This window comes from candidate division KSB1 bacterium (genome assembly GCA_016214895.1).
Lineage (GTDB): Bacteria > Electryoneota > RPQS01 > RPQS01 > RPQS01 > JACRMR01.
In genome coordinates this window covers 185,345-202,231 of record JACRMR010000003.1, presented here as the reverse complement: position 1 = coordinate 202,231, position 16,887 = coordinate 185,345, and the positions used below count along the sequence as shown (strand labels likewise).

The window sequence follows — 16,887 nt, the reverse complement described above, 5'->3', positions numbered from 1 at the left end:
CTGCTAATAATATAATATACAGCAGTTTGTGGTCAAGACTCCACCGTCGAACTCCCCCCGTGGAAAGAAGGCCGCGCCCGAAAGCGCGACCTTCTCACACCTGACCCCTGTCGGTCGCACGGTGAGCCGGGACCTTGTCGTCGAAAGCCTCACTTCAGCAACTCCAGCCGCGTCGTCGTGACGTTACCCGGCGTCGTCAGCCGGCAAAAATACGTGCCGCTGGCCAGGCCTGCCGCATTGAACGAAACCGCATGCTCGCCGGCATCCTGCCAACCGTTCAGCAGTTCGGCTATCACCCGCCCGCCAAGGTCATGGATCGTCATGTTCACGGTTCCGGGCGAAGCTACCGCATACGAAATCCGGGTCATCGCATTGAACGGATTCGGAGCGGGCACCAATCCCGGCGCGCGCTGCAAGGACGTCGGCGGCCCGTCGCCCGTCCCCGGATCACGAATCGTAAAGCACATATCCGACATATCCGGGCAGACGAACTTCTCGCAATAATAGGTCAACATGATCTTCAGGTTGGATCCGAAGTACTGGTGGTTGTTCCAGGTCCACGATGTCTGTTTCACCGGCCAATCCAGATGCGTTAGGAAGATCGGAAAGCTCTTTCCGCCGTCCGTCGAGAGCGTGATCTCGAGGCAGGCGTGCAGGGCGATTTTCGAGAGCCACGTAATCTCCACCGGCGCGCCAAAATCGTACACCTCACACCCGTTCGGACTCAGCAAAACGACGTGCTGCGGCGGAGGCTCCCCCGGCTCCAAACCGGACGGTGAGGCCGGGTACCAGCCCGGTGCCCAGACGTGCGGATGCTCGCCGTCAACGGCACATCGCGGCGCCGGCGCCAGCGCGCCTAAGTCGTCGCGCTTCGGCAGAATCACAAAGTCCTTGTCACTCATGTCTTCCATCAGCACCGTGAGCGGCGACACGCCGCGCACCTTGATCCGCAAGTGATCGCCGCGTACATCCGCGGCAGGCCAGACCCAGCAGCATGAAGTATATCCGTCAAGCCCGCGATCCGCTCCCTCGTCGGTGGGCTTGGTCAGTTTGTTCAGCAGGATCGGATAGCTGAGTCCACCGTCCGTGGAAAGCCAAATCTCGGTACAGGCCGGCGCCGGACAACCGAGTCCCCAGTGAATCTCAATCGGCTTTCCAATAGAGAAAATCTCGCCACCATTGGGCGAGATTAATGTGAGCAGCGGCTGGACCTTCACGATGTCGCGCTCAATCCCTGAGCCTGATGCAACTGCGGCAAGAGTGAACAGAACCAGCAGCGCGCAAACAAGACTGGACCGTCTCATGGCTGCCTCCTTGGCTGTTCGTGGTGGACTCGACCGGCACGAGAACTGGATTTTGCACCGGTATGAGTCCGATGAATCGTTCCCTATCGTATTTGTTACACGAATCGACATAGACCCCGGTTGCGCAGTTCCGTCCACCGAATTCCGAGAAGCTGTTGCAATGCCGCGCATTCGGCACTTGTCATCGTCACTCGCATACATCGCGACACCGCGCTTCCGAGAATAGAGGAGGCATCGATGCCGCGTGGCAAACGTCGCCCATGCCCAAGGTGGCAAGTGCACCGTGGCCGGTTCAGGACTGAATGTCGATGCCGGGCAACGGTTTCCGCCTGTGAACCGCACCAGGGACTCGTGGAACAAGAATTGCTGGACGGGAGAATTAGATCCGTGCATTGGAAGGAAATAGATGACGATGAGCAACATGCCCGCCGTGCTCCTCGCCGAATCCCGCTTCACAACGCCCGACTCAACTCCCCAACATGAGGTTGTCAAATGTCTTTCGTATCCAACCGATCCCTGCGCTTCAAAATCGCATTCATCGGCATCGCGCTTCCAGCCGTACTGGCCAGCGCCATGCTGCTGATCTTCCACTCACACTCCCGCAAGCAGACCGTCTCGGCCTATCTTGGAAAAGCGCGCGCGATCTGCCTCACCGCTGAGTCCACCCGGCAAGAGATGGAAGACAAATGGGAGGCCGGGTTGTTTACCGCCGCTGAACTGCGCCAATGGTCGGAGGCCGGGCAGTTGGATAAGGTGCTGAAAGCCGTACCTGTCGTCTCCGCCTGGCAGGCCGCTTCGCGCAAGGCAAAAGAGGGAGACTACGAGTTCCGCGTACCCAAAATACAGCCCCGAAATCCCGGTAACCAGCCCGATGAACTCGAGCTGCGCGCGCTCAAGGAAATGGAAACCCGGAAACTCAGCGAGTACTACGAGATCGACAAACAAAAGAACGCCGTACGTTACTTCCGGCCCGTCAAACTGACCGAGACCTGCATGCTCTGTCACGGCGACCCCGCTACCTCCGAGACCGTTTGGGGCAACAGCCAGGGCCTCGACGGAACGGGTATGAAAATGGAAAATTGGAAGGTCGGCGAAATCCACGGGGCCTTCGAGGTCGTCCAATCCTTGACCGCAGCGGACGCCGAGCTCGCGGCGACGACCAGCAAAGCGGGACTGGTGATTCTGCTCGGTCTGCTCGCCTGCGCCGCGGCATTCGTGCTCGCCATTTCCAAGTCCGTCGATACTCCCATCAACCGGCTGACCGCATTGTTGAACCGAGGCGCCGACCAAGTGGCCGCCGCCGCCGCCGAAGTCTCCGCCGCCAGCCAGTCCCTCGCCGGAGGGGCAAACGAATCCGCCGCCGCCATCCAGCAGTCCAGCGCCAGCCTCGAAGAGATGGCCGCCATGAGTCGTCATAACGCGCAGAATCTCGCCACCGCCACCGTGATCGTTAACGAGTCGCAGGATCTCGTCCAACGAGCTTCCCAGGGCGCACACACCATGGACAATTCCATGCGCGACATCAAGTCCGCCTCGGATCAAACTTCCAAGATCGTCAAAACCATCGACGAGATCGCCTTCCAAACCAACCTGCTGGCGCTGAATGCCGCTGTTGAAGCGGCCCGCGCCGGTGAAGCCGGAAAAGGCTTCGCCGTCGTCGCCGAAGAAGTCCGAAATCTCGCGATGCGCAGCGCCGAGGCCGCCAAGAACACCAGCTCGCTCATTGAAGACACGATTCAGCGCGTGGCCGGTGGAGTCGATATGGTCAGCCAACTCAAAGGCTCACTGGATGACGTGATGAACGCCTCGCAAAAGGTCTCCAGTCTGGTGCGAGAGATCGCAGCAGCATCCGATGAACAGTCGAAAGGCGTCGAGCAGATCAGCATCGCGATCCATCAGATGAACACGGTCACACAGCATAACGCCTCCACCGCCGAAGAGAGCGCCTCCGCCGCCGAGGAACTCAGCGGACAAGCAGAGCACATGCACGCCTCGGTCAAGCAGCTCGCCGAGCTCGTCAACGGCGGCAGCGCGTAGACGCGCGCGCAAACTCGCGTGTATAACTTGGCGCAGGCTCCCGCGGGGAGCCTGTGCGGCTCATACGCGGCGGTGGCACGTCTCCTGAAGCTGGACTTGCCCGATCTCGTTACCTCACCCCGTATTTTCAGCGGCGGCCAGGAGGCAGCCAGTTGACAACCGCATCTCCCGACTTGTACATTGTTGGCAATGCACCCCGCCGATTCAGCACACGCGAGCGCCACAACCCTTGCAATTCCCGGCCAGCGCAACTATCTTGCGGATGGTGTCTTCTGTGCCGGAGAACTAACGAGCGAAGTGTTCAATATGAGACACTTCTGGCAAGTAGCGGTGGCGGTCGTTTCCCTCATCAGCCTGACTTGGGCTGACCCACGGCAATTGGGCGAGCACGGGGTGTGCTGGGGGGATGGATACAATATTCAGTCGGGCGCGACCTGCGCGAGTAACAGCGCGGGAGATGAGCTGTGCGTCTGGCGGGAGTCGCACACGGATCGGGATATCTGGAAGGGACAGTTGATTCACGCGGATGGTACGCGCGCCTGGGCAGACTCCGGGCGCGTTTTGTTGACGCGGGCAGCCTTGGAATACGGTTACAGTCCGTACGGTGATATTCAGATCATCGCACCGACGGCGGACGGCTGGCTCTTTGCCTACGAAGAACGGACGGTGGGATGGGAATACGCGCTACGGTTACAGAAGCTCGATGCGCACGGTGAGCCGCAGTGGCCGGTTGCCGACTTTCACGGGCTGTTAGTCACACAAGATCTTGACGAATCATTCCCGGACGTCTTCATTAGTGATGACGGAAGTGGCGGTGCCCTGTTGGCGTGGCGAGGTGACGATGACGGAGTCGCCGTGAACGCGAGGCGCGTTTCTGCCAACGGCGAACTGGTGTGGTTGGTACCTCCGGTCATCGTCGATCCGGATTCCAACGTGGTGGGACTGAGTGCGGCAGCGGACGCCGGCGGCACTCTCTATCTCGTCTGGACGCAGGGTCCGGCGTACCAGTACCGCGTGTACGCGTCGAAGATATTGCCAAACGGGGTGCTTCAATGGGGTAACGGCACGGGCGGGGTCCATGTCGCACCCGGAGACAGCAGCCAATGGGCAATGGCAATCCACCCGGTCGAGGCGGGGGCCTACGTCGTGTTCGGGGATGACCGGAATGATTCCCACGGCGACATTTTCGCGCAGCGGCTCGATGCGTGGGGCGAAGCGATGTGGCCGGTCGGGGGCGTCACAATCTCTGGTGTTCCGGGAACCGCTTCACTAACGGGGACATGCGCAAGCCAGCATGCCGGGATTGAAGATGGAATGCTGTTGACTTGGCGCGATTATCACAACTACCAGGATCCGGAAACGCTGTTCGTCCAGAAGCTGGCGGACGACGGTACGATACGTTGGTCGGAACACGGATTACCGGTGACCATCGCGAGGGACTTAGACGGTTCTGGCCCACCGATTGTCTCAGACCGCTACGGTGGCGCTATCGTGAATTGGTTGGTCGGCAACAGCCTCCGCGCTGCCCGGATAGACGCGGCCGGAAACTTCATCTGGGGCGGTGAGGGCGGCGTGCAAGTGCTAACCGATCCACAATACGGCACGTTTCAGATTCACTGGGGCGACGATGACTGGCTGCATCTCATTCACGAGGCCGGATGGGGCAATGCTCGCGTCTTAGTCTCCCATCTCGTCAGCACGCTCGACGGAACCGCGTCACCCGATCACGTTGATACGTTGGCGAGCGCGTCCCCGTGGACCGGCGACTACTCCTGGCTCACTCGACTAAGCCCCAATCGCTTTGTGACGATGACGCCATACTTGCAGATTCAGATCTTTGACACTTTGGGGAATCGTGAGTTCGGACCGAGCGGCCTCGACCTGCTGCCGGATGCTGAGCCGCGCTGGGTGGACTACTTTGACGCGTGCGCGGATGGAAACGGGGGGTTCTTTGCCGCGTGGACAACGTGGTGGTTCAACCCAGGGTCACCGCTGCTCGTCGATGTAAGCGTGGTCCATGTGAGCGCGACTCTGAACGTGATCGGCGGCCCAAACGGCATAGTGCTCGATGGAATTCAGGATGGCAACCTGACCTCGGTCAGGTGTGTTTCGGATGGAGCGGGTGGATGTCACATCGTTTGGTGGCGACGGGATGACGTACATCACACCGCGACTCGCAGACTTGCTCACGTCAATGCACAATGCGAATTGCTGCGGCCAACGCTGACGCTGCCGGAAGAGCTTTGGGGCGTACCGATTTTGTCCACGCCGGAACGGATCATCCTTGGACACGGCAGTCGCTCCACCGGCTACTCCGTCACATGTTATGACGATGCGGGCACGACGATCTGGCAGACCGCTCTGTTCCCGGCCGTTCTGCCGAGGTACATCGGGTCTTTCGGTGACGGCGCGGGGGGAATCTACGTGGTTGCACAAGGAACGGGTCAGGCTGGACAGGATATCTTCACGCAGCACATCGATGCGAACGGAGAGCGCCTGTGGGGCGACTCGGGGTTGGCCGTCTGCTCGGAACCGCGAGATCAGAGTTTGGCGTCAGGGGTGCTGCTTGCGGGGGGTGATCTGTTTGTAGCTTGGTCCGATAGCCTGCCCGGCGATACGGTGCTCAGCGTTTGGGCTCAACGCGTAACTCCGCCGGGTGAGCGTGTGTGGCCGGAGGCGGGTCAGCTACTGGCACCCGCACTACCACGCTATTCGCGCGTCGACATTGTCGCCGGGATCAGCAATGATGTGCTGGTCACGTGGGCGTATGATGACTACATGTTTCACACATCCTATCGCGGGACTCACATCGGCGGGAATGGCCAAGTCACTGATCCATGGTGGACTCCACGGCAGGGTGGTGATCTCGGCCTCGCGGGTGAAATGCCGTTCTACAATCCTCCGACATCGGACGGAGTGGGCGGCTTCATCCTCACGAGCTACGAGTATCGCTCCGCTGGATCTGTTGACACCGTAATGAGCGCGTACGTCCAACGGATCTACGACGGTTATGTGGATGCCGCGGATCATCCGGCTGTCCATGCTCCCGCGCGGTACACGCTGGCGCAGAATTATCCGAACCCGTTCAATCCCGTCACCGAGATCCGCTTCACGGTGCCGCGGGCAACGGACGTCACGCTGCGCGTCTTCGATCTGTTGGGCCGCGAAGTTGCCACGCTGGTCGATCGACAAGTTGTCGCGGGCGAGTACACCGTGCTGTTCGATGCCGCCGCCCTGGCTTCGGGGATCTATTTCTACCGCCTCGAAACCGCGGGCTTCACCGCGACGAAGAAGATGGTGTTGCTGCGATAATATGGCTTCCCGGCACCCGCGAGAAAGCAGGACTATTTCTATCGCGGGCGACCCATCGGGCCGCCCGCCTTCATAGTACGACCTCATGGCCAACCGCGCGAGTTTGGAATTCTGACCAGAAATCCGTATATTGAGGGTTCTTCATAGTCACAATCCCAGAGCTAAATGCAGTCCAGAAACGACTTACGTAACATCGCCATCATCGCCCACGTTGACCACGGTAAGACCACGCTCGTTGACGCAATGCTCCATCAAGCGGGCGTCTTCCGCGAAAATCAACAGGTTCAAGAGCGCGTGCTCGACAAGCTCGATCTCGAACGCGAGAAGGGCATTACCATTCTCGCCAAGAACACCGCCGTGCACTGGCAGAATAACCTGATCAACATTCTCGATACGCCGGGCCACGCCGATTTCGGCGGTCAGGTGCAGCGCATCTTGAAAATGGTGGATGGCTGTCTCTTGCTCGTCGATGCCTCCGAAGGACCGCTGCCGCAAACCCGCTACGTGCTCTCCAATGCGCTGGACAACGGACTCGCGCCCATCGTCGTCATCAACAAGATCGATCGCCCCGATGCGCGCATCAGCGAAGTCCTCGACGAGGTCCTCGAACTGTTCCTCGACCTCGATGCGAGTGAAGAGCAGTGCCATTTCCCCGTGATCTACACCAATGCACGCGCCGGAACGGCCACGCTGGACCTGAAGATTCCCGGCGAGGACCTGCGGCCGCTGTTCGACCTGATCTTTGAACGCGTGCCGCCGCCGCAGCACGATCCCGGACATTCGCTGCAATTGCAGATCACGACTCTGGACTACAGCGACTACGTCGGCCGCATCGGCATCGGCCGCATCTCGCATGGACGGATCAAGGTCGGCGATCAGGCCATGCATGTCAAGGCCTCCGGGGAACACGTGCCCGTCAAGATCACGCAGCTCTACGGCTTCGATGGTCTCGCCCGCATGCAGATTCAGGACGCGGGGCCCGGCGAAATCGTGGCGCTGGCCGGAATCGAAGAGCTCTTTATCGGCGACACCGTTACCGCCCTCGATGATCCGCGACCGCTGCCGCCGCTGAAGATCGACGAGCCGACGCTCGAGATGACCTTCACCGTGAACAATTCTCCGTTCGCCGGACGCGAAGGCAAGTTCGTGACCTCGCGGCAGATTCGCGACCGGCTCCAAAAAGAGCTGCGCGCCAATCCCGCCCTGCGCGTCGAAGACAGCGATACGACCGATGCCTTCCGCGTTTACGGCCGCGGTGAATTGCAGATGGCGATCCTGATCGAGATGATGCGGCGCGAAGGCTTCGAGATGTGCGTCGGCAAACCGCGCGTGCTGTTCAAACGCGAAGCCGGCCAGCTCATGGAGCCGTACGAGTCGCTGCTGGTTGACGTCCCGGAAGAATTTGTCGGCGTCGTCACCGGAACGCTGGGCATCCGCCGCGGCCGCATGACGCGCATGAGCAATCACGCGACGGGCTGGGTGCGGATGACCTTCGAAATTCCGATGCGCGGCCTGATCGGCGTGCGGCCGATTCTGCTCACCAGTACGCGCGGCACCGTCATTATGAACAGCATGTCGGCCGGCTATCGTCCGCTGGAAGGCGAGATCAGCCACCGCCCGACGGGGGTGCTGGTCGCCGATCGCGAAGGCCGGGTCACCGGCTATGCGCTGGACGGACTGCGCGACCGCGGCGAACTGTTCGTCGCGCCCGGCGTGCATGTTTACGAAGGCATGGTCGTCGGCGAAAACGCCCGCGATGTCGATCTGGTCGTCAATATCGTGCGCGAGAAAAAGCTGACCAATATGCGCGCGTCCGGCTCGGATGATGCCTATCAACTCACCCCACCGCGCCTGATGTCGCTGGAGGACGCCGTCGGTTTCATCAATGAAGATGAGCTGGTCGAGGTCACTCCCCAGTCCATCCGCCTGCGCAAGATCTATCTCAACGCCGAAGAGCGCAAACGCCAGGAAAAAGCCGGCGTCGCCAAGGTGTAGTATCGCGATGGCTCCCGTTTTGGCAACGGCGGACAGCATCGCGCTGCCCGCCGTTTCTTCACTTGGGCCAATACCGCGGGTCTGCCGCAGTGATTCCGCGTCCAGTCCAGGCTCGCCGTCCTACCTCATTGAAGGAAGCTGCGTTCCGGTCTGCTTCTCAGCATAGTGGTGGAACTCGGCCCGGCTGAAGTGCGGACCCAAATCTCGCTGGGCGCCCGCGACCGTAGCGACCGTACCAATGAACACTTCCACCGAGTAGTACATCGCCGGACTGAACTGCATGACACCGGAGTGAACATAACTCGTGTCGGTCGTCCAGGCGAGGAAGTCTTCCGTCTCGTTGAACCTGCTCTCAAAGTAGATCAGGTAGAGATGCGGACACAGCGGATTGCCGAGCGTGTCCGTCGCAACCGGTGACCAGTTGAGCAGCGCATTCGGATACGACTGCTGAATCACCAAATCATCGACCGCGTCAGCCGGATACGGCTCCCGAATCAGGAACGGATTGCCAAGATCGTTGATCGTTGCATCAATGCAGCTCTCCACGTAAATCTGGTAACCGCCGCCCAGCTCAATGTCACACGGCACATCCCAGCTCAGGGTGTCCTGTTCAACCGGCACGGCATTCGAAATATTTGTCACAAAACTCCCGTTGCGATAGAGATCAATCTTGATGCAGCTATCCAACCGCGCCGACGTCCACTCCACACCCGCGCCATATTGCCCGATTCGCCATTCGTCGCCAAAGCCGGGGCCAACTACGGCCAGGGTCGGACCATAACGATTCACATTCGAGAGTCGCACTTCGTCCACATATCCCTGGAAGTAGAAGTTCCCGTAACTCGTGTCGTGGTACCAGCCCACTGTGAGCGGGTCCACCGAGTTGTTGATCGCACCGTCCAACGTCGCGAGACTGCTGCCGGCGAGCAGACTATCCACAAACACGCGAACATGGCCGCCGCTCGTCCAGGCGAACGCAACGTGATACCATTGATCGGTCTGGATCAAACCGGAGTCGGTATAGGCCGCCGCCTGGCCCGTTGTCGTGTAAACATTCGCCGCCAGCGCGCCGTTACCCTGCAGCTCGAAGATGTAGGCCGGATTCGATGTGTAGTAACTGTAGCGGGAGATAATGGTGTGGTGCGTGCCGGACTGAATCTCCGTGGCATAGATCCAAGCCTCGCCCGTGAACTGATTCAACCCGTTGCCCACAATGTGCGGCGAGCTCAACTTTGCCGTGGCGGCACTCAGGTCCGCGGCACATCCGCATGTGAAATGCGGCGTCCATGCTGCCCCGTCCTGCAACGCCAAGTCAAAGCCGTTTCCTGACCCATCGTGAGCGATGGTTCCCTCGCACTCGTTGAAATCGTAGTAGCAAAGCGTGTTGGCATCCGACCCAAGCAGGCCGCCGCACGGAAGAATCACGAACGGATCGCCGAGGTCGTTTACGGCCGAATTCGTGTTGCTCTCGATGTAGATCTGGTAACCGGAGCCTGGCGCCAGCGAGTACGGTGCCGTCCAACAGAATACCGAATCCGTCGTGTTGACGTTGTCCGCGATATTCATCACGAACGAGTTATCTTGAAGGAGGTCGATTCTGAGCGTCCCGCCCGGATTTGAGTATGCCCATTGTACGCACGAGGCATCCGGTTGCGTGATTCGCCATTCGTCACCAAAGCCGGGACCGACCACCGTGAGCGTCTCGATAAACGCAGCCCGCGCCACGTCCGAGAGACGAATCTCATCCACGTCCCCGCGAAACGGATCGGAAGCGAACGGCGGCGTAACATCTGCGCCGACAAACAGCGGGTACGTCGCTGCGGACAGACTACCGGCCGTGCTGGCCTTCAACGCCCCGTCAACATAGACGCGTACCGTACTGCCGTCGAACGTGCCCGCCAAGTGATGCCATTCACCCGGGAGAATCGCATCAGGCGACATCGCGATGTTTGAGCCGCCACTCTGACAGTCGAACGCGGGTTTGCCGCCGTCAGCTAGGTACAGGCGATAGCCCTGGTAATCCTTGGCGCTCGTGACGATCAACATCGTGCTCGGGCGAATCGAGTCCGCCTTGGCCCAACATTCTACGGTGAGCTGTGACGGTTTCAGGAGCGCGGAACTGCCCATGTCAACGTAGGCAATTCCGGCGGAGGACGGACCCCACGAGGCTGGCTCGTAGGAGTAACTCCCGTGCAAGCTTCCGTGATTCCCGGCGGTGGACCGATCCGGCACCGTCGTCCCCGAGCAATCGTCGAAGTCCCACAACCCGACCAACCCGCCCTCATTTCCCGTCAAAGCGAGAAATGCGTCCGCCGCGATCTCTCCGGCGCTCCGCGCCACGCTCCACACTCGCGCTTCGTCCAAATCACCGGGGAAGTATCGCGCAGGAATCCCATGCGGCCAGTAGCCGAGATGAAGGGGCTGATTGTTATCCGTGCTCCCGACCACCAAATGACTGCTTCCTCCCGGCACGCCGTCCACGTACAGGAAGTAGTCGTTGCCCGACCGTACTCCTGCGATGTGATGCCACGACCCGGTTGTGAGCGGCGTCGTCGCCGTCACGTGCCACTCGACACTGTTGTGACTGCCGAAGAACTGCGGGTATCCTCCAATCATGATCTGCAGCCCGTAGCCCCCGATGGTCGAACTCTGTGACTTGAACAGCACCGGCAGATCATAGAGTCCACCTGTATTGTCCATTCTGATCATGCACTCCAGCGTGAAATCCCCGCTGCCAAAGTTCAGGCTCGGACGATCCGCCATCTCAACATACGACGTACTCCCATCGAGAGCAATCTCGCAGTTCGCCGCGGGCGCGAAGTGAAACCCACCGCCGAACATCCCTGTGGACCAACTGGTGCTCCCGCCCAGCGTGCCATCGAGATGGTTCGGCGTGGCATCATAGGCGGTGACGCCGCTCATCTCGTCGGCATGAATGAGGGCAATGGTGTTCGCATCAGGTGTGTAGGGCTGGCCGAAGCCAAGGCTAAACATCAGGCACAGCAACATTCCGGCACTGAGTGAGTGCTTCATCGGGCTCTCCTTTACCATTTGTTCGCCGCGCAGTGCGGCAGGTTTGATAAGGTCAGACCTCCATCCGCTCAGAATCCGAGTGGCGGGGCCTACTCTGCCCGCAATTTAAGAAGCGGTCACACGGGGATGCCCGCACGTCAAATATTTGTTATAGCATATGTTACAGCATCTTCACGACAGGCGAGCGGGACTTTTTCGTCCCAGTCGAGAGGCAGCGAAGACCGTTTCACACGTGTGGCAGTCTGCACCGAGTTGCCGCAAGCGTCCGGCCGGAGGTGACTCGGCGCAAGAATTTGGCGGGCGCGATCATCGATGAAGTCGGCCGCCATGCGAATGTGAGTCGAGTATGTGTTGACAATCACACTTCCTTTTCTATATTAGCTCCGGGAACCAATCCACCATCGCGCGAGTTCAAATCCAAAACCGGGAGCCTTTTTCGAGCAAAATGAAAATCAGACTGATCAGAATGCTGAATCCAACGACACTATGCCGGCCGACGCGAGCCGTCGATGCCCGCTGGCCGGGCCGTACCCTGAGTTCCAGGTAAGCCATCCCCACAGTACCCCGCGACATTTCTGTCACGGCGGCTGCGGCCGCCTTTTTTGTTGCCAAGACCCTCACTACCGAAAAGATTACAGGTGTATCCTTATCATGAGACACTACCTGCTTGTCACCCTCCGACAGGCAGCGCGCGCAAACGCCATCAAGTCCGCGTTCAGCCTCAGCCAGCGCCACCGTGAATGGCTTGATCGCAGCCGCCGGTGCGCCTGCTTCCACTGTCTGGCCGTCTTCTCCAGACGCGAAATCCAGAAGTGGAGCGACAGCGGACAAACCGCGCTCTGCCCGCGCTGCGGCATCGACGCCGTGCTGCCCGGCGCCGCCGGCCTGCCTATCCGTCGCCGTTTTCTCTGCGACATGCGGAAGCATTGGTTCAACCTTCACTAAACCGGAGACCATTCAACATGGCCGAGTACATCCAACCCCTCCACATCCGCGGCCGCGAACTCGTGAGTCACGCGCGCTATGAGTCCACGCTCAACCGCGACGATCTGAACGACAGCTTCGTCTGCGGCTGCTTCCACTGCCTGCGGGTCTTCTTCCCCGAAGAAATCCGGCAATGGCACGCGGGAATCACCGCCCTCTGCCCGCACTGCGGCGAAGCCGCCGTGCTGGCCGATTCCACGCACCTCCCGATCACAGCCGAATTCCTGCATGAACTGCAGCGGCATGTGTTCCCAGCGTGCGTCGAGGGCTGTAGAGACGCCAAGAGGCGAACCCGATGGTTCGCCTCTTTCATATTCTCGGTATCTCCCCCACATCTTGTGGGGGATCAAGGGGGGTGAAGTCTTCCCCCCCCTACTTCATCAACACCATCTTCCGCGTCAGCGTCGTCGCCGGAGCCGTAAGCTGATACAGGTAGATGCCCGACGCCAGCGCACTGCCGTCGAACTGCACGCGGTAGTTCCCCGGTGCGTGGGCCTCGTCCACCAACGTCGCCACGTCCCGGCCCTGGATGTCAAACACGCGCAACTTCACCGCTCCCGCCGCGGCCACGCTGTAACGGATCTCCGTCGATGGATTGAACGGATTCGGATAGTTCTGCTCCAGCGCAAACTCCGCCGGCAGGCCGTCGCGCCGCTCGCCAACCGCGTTGGGATGGTCGATCACCACCGGATACGGTCCGTACGTGCAGAACTGATTCTGCTCGTCAACCACATTCGCAAACACATACAGCGTGCGGAACTGCGGCAGCGTGTGCACATCCCACGCCAGCGAATCCGGACCATCGTGCTCCTCGCGATTGACTCCGCCGGGCAGGTTCACGCCCACGCAGCCAAACTGATCCTGATCGTAATACAGGGACACGTGCGCGATTTCGTCGGGATCCGTACAAATCCAGCGGATCATCGCGATCGTGTCCGCCAATAGCGTGTCCGTCGCGGGCGCTACCCACGTAAACACCGGTGCCGGATTCGGCGCCGGAATGTAATAGCACTGGTACGACTGGTTATTGATCTCGCTGGTCTCCCCCACCTCCCCGAGCGTGTCCAACTTCACCCGCACGCAGTAATCGTCGGGCGTCTCGTTCACCCACGTGTTCGTGAAGAACCGATACCGCGTGTTCGGCTGCACTCCCGTCATCACCGTATCGAGCACGACCAGCGTTTGGGTGGACGTCGTCACCGTGCCCGTCACCCGAAACTCGGGATACTCGAGCACGCCGCCGTCACAGGTGGACCAATCGAAGCTCGCCCACACCGTGTCGCCCAACTGCGGCGTCGTCGGAAAATCGCTGGAATCCGGGCGCAATAGGTTCAGCGAACCCGCGCGTAAATCGATCCCGCCGTCGTCCACCGCGATGATCACCTCGTCAACAAACGCGCCAACGTCCCCGGTCGGCGGCGGTGGATTCGAATTGCCGTCCGCCTTGAACCGGAAGAAGATGAACACCGCCGGCTCACCGATCATCGACACCGAATCATGCGTCGTGTAATTCCGCAGATTCGACAGGTCCATCGTGTATTCCTGAAAGTCGATACTCTGCATCCGGCCATAGAAGCTGCCGGACACCTGCATATTGGCGGCGGTCAGGCCGGACGCCGTCGCCGCACCCCAATAGACCGAATCGTGAGACGGCTCCGACCGGCAATACAGAAAGAACAAGACATTCGCCGCGACCACGTTCGACAAATTGATCGGACCGTAAGTCATATACGTGTCCAAATTCGGCGCATAGCCGTCGTAACGCGGATCCTCCGTCGTCGGATCCCCGATGATCCACGCCGCTTGCTGGTCCGTCGCGCAGATCCGCTGATCGTAATACTGCGCCTGAATCCCCCAGTGCAGCATCGGATCATTCGGCGAATGCCGCCACTGCGCGCCCGAACCCGCCGGTCCGGCCCACGGCCATTGCGTCGCCGGACGCGAAAAACACTCCGTCAACAGCGAGGTCCAACACGCCCGCGCTTCGTCCGTCACCAGCGCGACCAAACTGAAAATCAGCACGGCCCCGGCGAGCAATCGCCCGGCACCGGAATGTCTCCGACTACCGTGATTCTGAGTTGCCATCTTCCGAATTCCCCCCGCGGTAAAAAAATGTGCCTGTCAAGTTGTGCAATGGGTGTAAACGTGCTATCGTGCACCGAACCGGCCCCTACTTCAGCAAGACCATCTTGGACGTCAACGTCGCGCCGGGAGTGGACAGCGAATAGAGATAGATCCCGGAGGCCTGCCCGCGACCGTTGAACTCCACACGGTAGTTTCCCGGCGCCAGCGGCTCATTCACCAGCGTCGCCACCGTGCGTCCGGCGATATCAAACACCCGCAGCGTCACCGGGCCGGACACCGGAATGCTGTACTCAATCGTCGTGACCGGATTGAACGGATTGGGATAGTTCCGCCCCAGCGTCAGCGCGGTCGGCAAGCCGCCGCGCGGCTCATTCGCCGCGCGGACGTGGTCGATCGTCACCGGAAACGGACCGTAAATGCACGCCTGATTCTGCGCATCCGTCACGACCGCGTAAACGTACATCGTGCGGTACTGCGGCAGCGCGTGAACGTCCCAGGCCAGCGAATCCGGACCATCCAGCTCCGGCCGATTCGAGCCGCCGGGGATCGTCACGCCGATGCAGCCGATCTGATCCTGATCGTAGTAAATCGAGATCAACGCCGTCTCGTCGGGATCAAAACAAGTCCAGCGCAACAGCGCAATCGAATCCGCGAACAGCGTGTCCGTCGCCGGATCCACCCAGGTAAACACCGGCGCCGGATTCGGCGGCGGTACATAGTACGACGCGTTTGCCGCGTTATTGTTCTCGTTGGTCTCGCCGACCTGACCTAACGTATCGAGCTTGATCCGCACGTGGTAATCGCCCGGCGCGCTATTCACCCAGAAATCGGTGTACAGCGTGATCCGTGTGTCCGGCTGCACCTGCGATAGCACCGTATCGAGCACCACCAGCTCGTTCACCGTGCCGATCACCTGAAAGTCCGGGTACTCTTCCACACCGCCGTCGCAGGTCTGCCAGTCGAAGCTCGCCCAGACACTATCCCCCAATTGCGGTTCCACCGGAAAGTCGCTGGAGTCCGTGCGCATCAAACGCAACGCCCCGGAGCGCAGGTCGATCCCGCCGTCATCATACGCGAAAATCACCTGATCGACAAACGCGCCGATGTCCCCCTGCGGCGGCGCCGGATTCGCGTTCCCGTCCGCCTTGAACCGCCAGAATACATACACCGTGGATTCACCGATCATCGACACCGAATCGCCCGTCGAATAGTTCCGCAAATTCGACAGATCCATCGTCGTCTCCTGAAAATCCAAGCCAACCATCCGGCCCCAATTGCTCTCCGCAACCTGCATGTTCGCCGGCGTCAAATTGAAGTCCGTGGCCGCGCCCCAGTAAAGGGAGTCGTGCGAAGGCTCCGAGCGATTGTAATAGAAAAAGAGCACATGCGCCGCCACCACGCTCGACAAATTCACCGGTCCGTAGATCATGTACGTGTCAATATTCGGTGGATACGGATCGTAGCGCGGATCCTCCGAGGTCGGCTGACCGATGATCCACGCCGCCTGCTGGTCATTCCCGCAAATCCGCTGATCGTACATCTGCGACTGAATCCCCCAGCGCAACGGCTGCGTCGGCGGCAACGATGGCCAGCACACCATCTGGCCGCCCATCAATGCGCAATTCCGCCAGCGCGCGGTGCCGCCCACCGGATTCACCCACGGCCATTGCGTCACCGGCCGCTCAAAGCACTCCTGCAACGCCACGGTCCAGCACGCATAACTATCCACGGCGATCATGCCGAGGAGTCCAACTGTGATCAGAAATCCGGCGATCAGTTGACGCATGCGATAACCCGGTTCAATTCGGCCACTCTGCTTCACCATGTTCCGAACCTCCCCTCCAGGTTGAAAATATAGGTGCTCGCAACTCTCCCCGCTCCGTGTGCGAATCAAGAAGCTGTCCCCAAATGGCAGCAGGCGGGCAACGGAGCTTCAGCCCGTTGTCTGTGTTGCCGATCAAGGCTCTAAAGCCACCTTGCCTTGCAGAAGTTGATCGCCGAGCAGGGATTCCTTCCCTGCCGGAATCACTCGCGGCGGCACTTGTCTCCAAGTGCCCCGCTCTTCCACCGAGCCGGGTCAAACGCTCCCGCCACCCGGACGGAATCTGCATCCTTCCCCGAGCGGGGTCTCCAGACC

Annotated in this window: 9 protein-coding genes; 5 read left to right on the top strand and 4 right to left on the bottom strand. The window is 60.3% G+C overall.

All coding sequences use genetic code 11. The features are described 5' to 3' along the window. Positions 1-149 precede the first annotated feature (149 nt). Positions 150-1,304, bottom strand: a complete 1,155-nt coding sequence (locus HZB60_02810; GenBank protein ID MBI5058697.1) for a T9SS type A sorting domain-containing protein — start codon at positions 1,302-1,304, stop codon at positions 150-152. Between the two features lie 1,065 nt (positions 1,305-2,369). On the opposite strand from HZB60_02810, the gene HZB60_02805 reads away from it, so the two are divergent. The 3 genes from HZB60_02805 (at position 2,370) to typA (ending at position 8,648) form a co-directional block, all read left to right on the top strand. Then, positions 2,370-3,341, top strand: a complete 972-nt coding sequence (locus tag HZB60_02805) for a hypothetical protein (protein MBI5058696.1) — start codon at positions 2,370-2,372, stop codon at positions 3,339-3,341. Between the two features lie 306 nt (positions 3,342-3,647). After that, complete coding sequence (locus tag HZB60_02800; protein ID MBI5058695.1) at positions 3,648-6,653, top strand: T9SS type A sorting domain-containing protein; 3,006 nt, start codon at positions 3,648-3,650, stop codon at positions 6,651-6,653. A gap of 165 nt (positions 6,654-6,818) precedes the next feature. After that, complete coding sequence (typA, locus tag HZB60_02795; GenBank protein ID MBI5058694.1) at positions 6,819-8,648, top strand: translational GTPase TypA; 1,830 nt, start codon at positions 6,819-6,821, stop codon at positions 8,646-8,648. 120 nt (positions 8,649-8,768) lie between these two features. On the opposite strand, the gene HZB60_02790 is transcribed toward typA, so the two are convergent. Beyond that, the gene (locus HZB60_02790) at positions 8,769-11,681 is read right to left on the bottom strand and encodes a hypothetical protein (protein MBI5058693.1); all 2,913 of its coding nucleotides are present in this window, start codon (positions 11,679-11,681) and stop codon (positions 8,769-8,771) included. Positions 11,682-12,383: 702 nt separating this feature from the next. Between HZB60_02790 and HZB60_02785 the strand changes: the two genes are divergently transcribed. Together HZB60_02785 and HZB60_02780 are read left to right on the top strand one after the other, a co-directional pair. Next, complete coding sequence (locus HZB60_02785; GenBank protein ID MBI5058692.1) at positions 12,384-12,626, top strand: cytoplasmic protein; 243 nt, start codon at positions 12,384-12,386, stop codon at positions 12,624-12,626. A gap of 17 nt (positions 12,627-12,643) precedes the next feature. Next, entirely contained in the window at positions 12,644-13,024 is a 381-nt protein-coding gene (locus HZB60_02780) for a hypothetical protein (protein MBI5058691.1), read from the top strand. 13 nt (positions 13,025-13,037) lie between these two features. Here the strand turns inward: HZB60_02780 and HZB60_02775 are convergent, their stop codons facing one another. Beyond that, a complete protein-coding gene (locus tag HZB60_02775; protein MBI5058690.1) occupies positions 13,038-14,750 on the bottom strand; it encodes a T9SS type A sorting domain-containing protein in 1,713 nt (570 codons plus the stop codon). Between the two features lie 85 nt (positions 14,751-14,835). After that, positions 14,836-16,575 carry a T9SS type A sorting domain-containing protein gene (locus HZB60_02770; GenBank protein ID MBI5058689.1) on the bottom strand — a complete coding sequence of 580 codons (1,740 nt, stop codon included), beginning with the start codon at positions 16,573-16,575 and terminating at the stop codon, positions 14,836-14,838. Positions 16,576-16,887 lie beyond the last annotated feature (312 nt).

Excerpts from the sequence above, each read along its gene's own strand:
- typA (MBI5058694.1), top strand. The coding sequence starts at position 6,819 with ATGCAGTCCAGAAACGACTTACGTAACATCGCCATCATCGCCCACGTT.
- HZB60_02770 (MBI5058689.1), bottom strand. The coding sequence starts at position 16,575 with ATGGTGAAGCAGAGTGGCCGAATTGAACCGGGTTATCGCATGCGTCAA.
- HZB60_02790 (MBI5058693.1), bottom strand. The coding sequence starts at position 11,681 with ATGAAGCACTCACTCAGTGCCGGAATGTTGCTGTGCCTGATGTTTAGC.
- HZB60_02775 (MBI5058690.1), bottom strand. The coding sequence starts at position 14,750 with ATGGCAACTCAGAATCACGGTAGTCGGAGACATTCCGGTGCCGGGCGA.
- HZB60_02780 (MBI5058691.1), top strand. The coding sequence starts at position 12,644 with ATGGCCGAGTACATCCAACCCCTCCACATCCGCGGCCGCGAACTCGTG.
- HZB60_02810 (MBI5058697.1), bottom strand. The coding sequence starts at position 1,304 with ATGAGACGGTCCAGTCTTGTTTGCGCGCTGCTGGTTCTGTTCACTCTT.
- HZB60_02805 (MBI5058696.1), top strand. The coding sequence starts at position 2,370 with ATGAAAATGGAAAATTGGAAGGTCGGCGAAATCCACGGGGCCTTCGAG.
- HZB60_02800 (MBI5058695.1), top strand. The coding sequence starts at position 3,648 with ATGAGACACTTCTGGCAAGTAGCGGTGGCGGTCGTTTCCCTCATCAGC.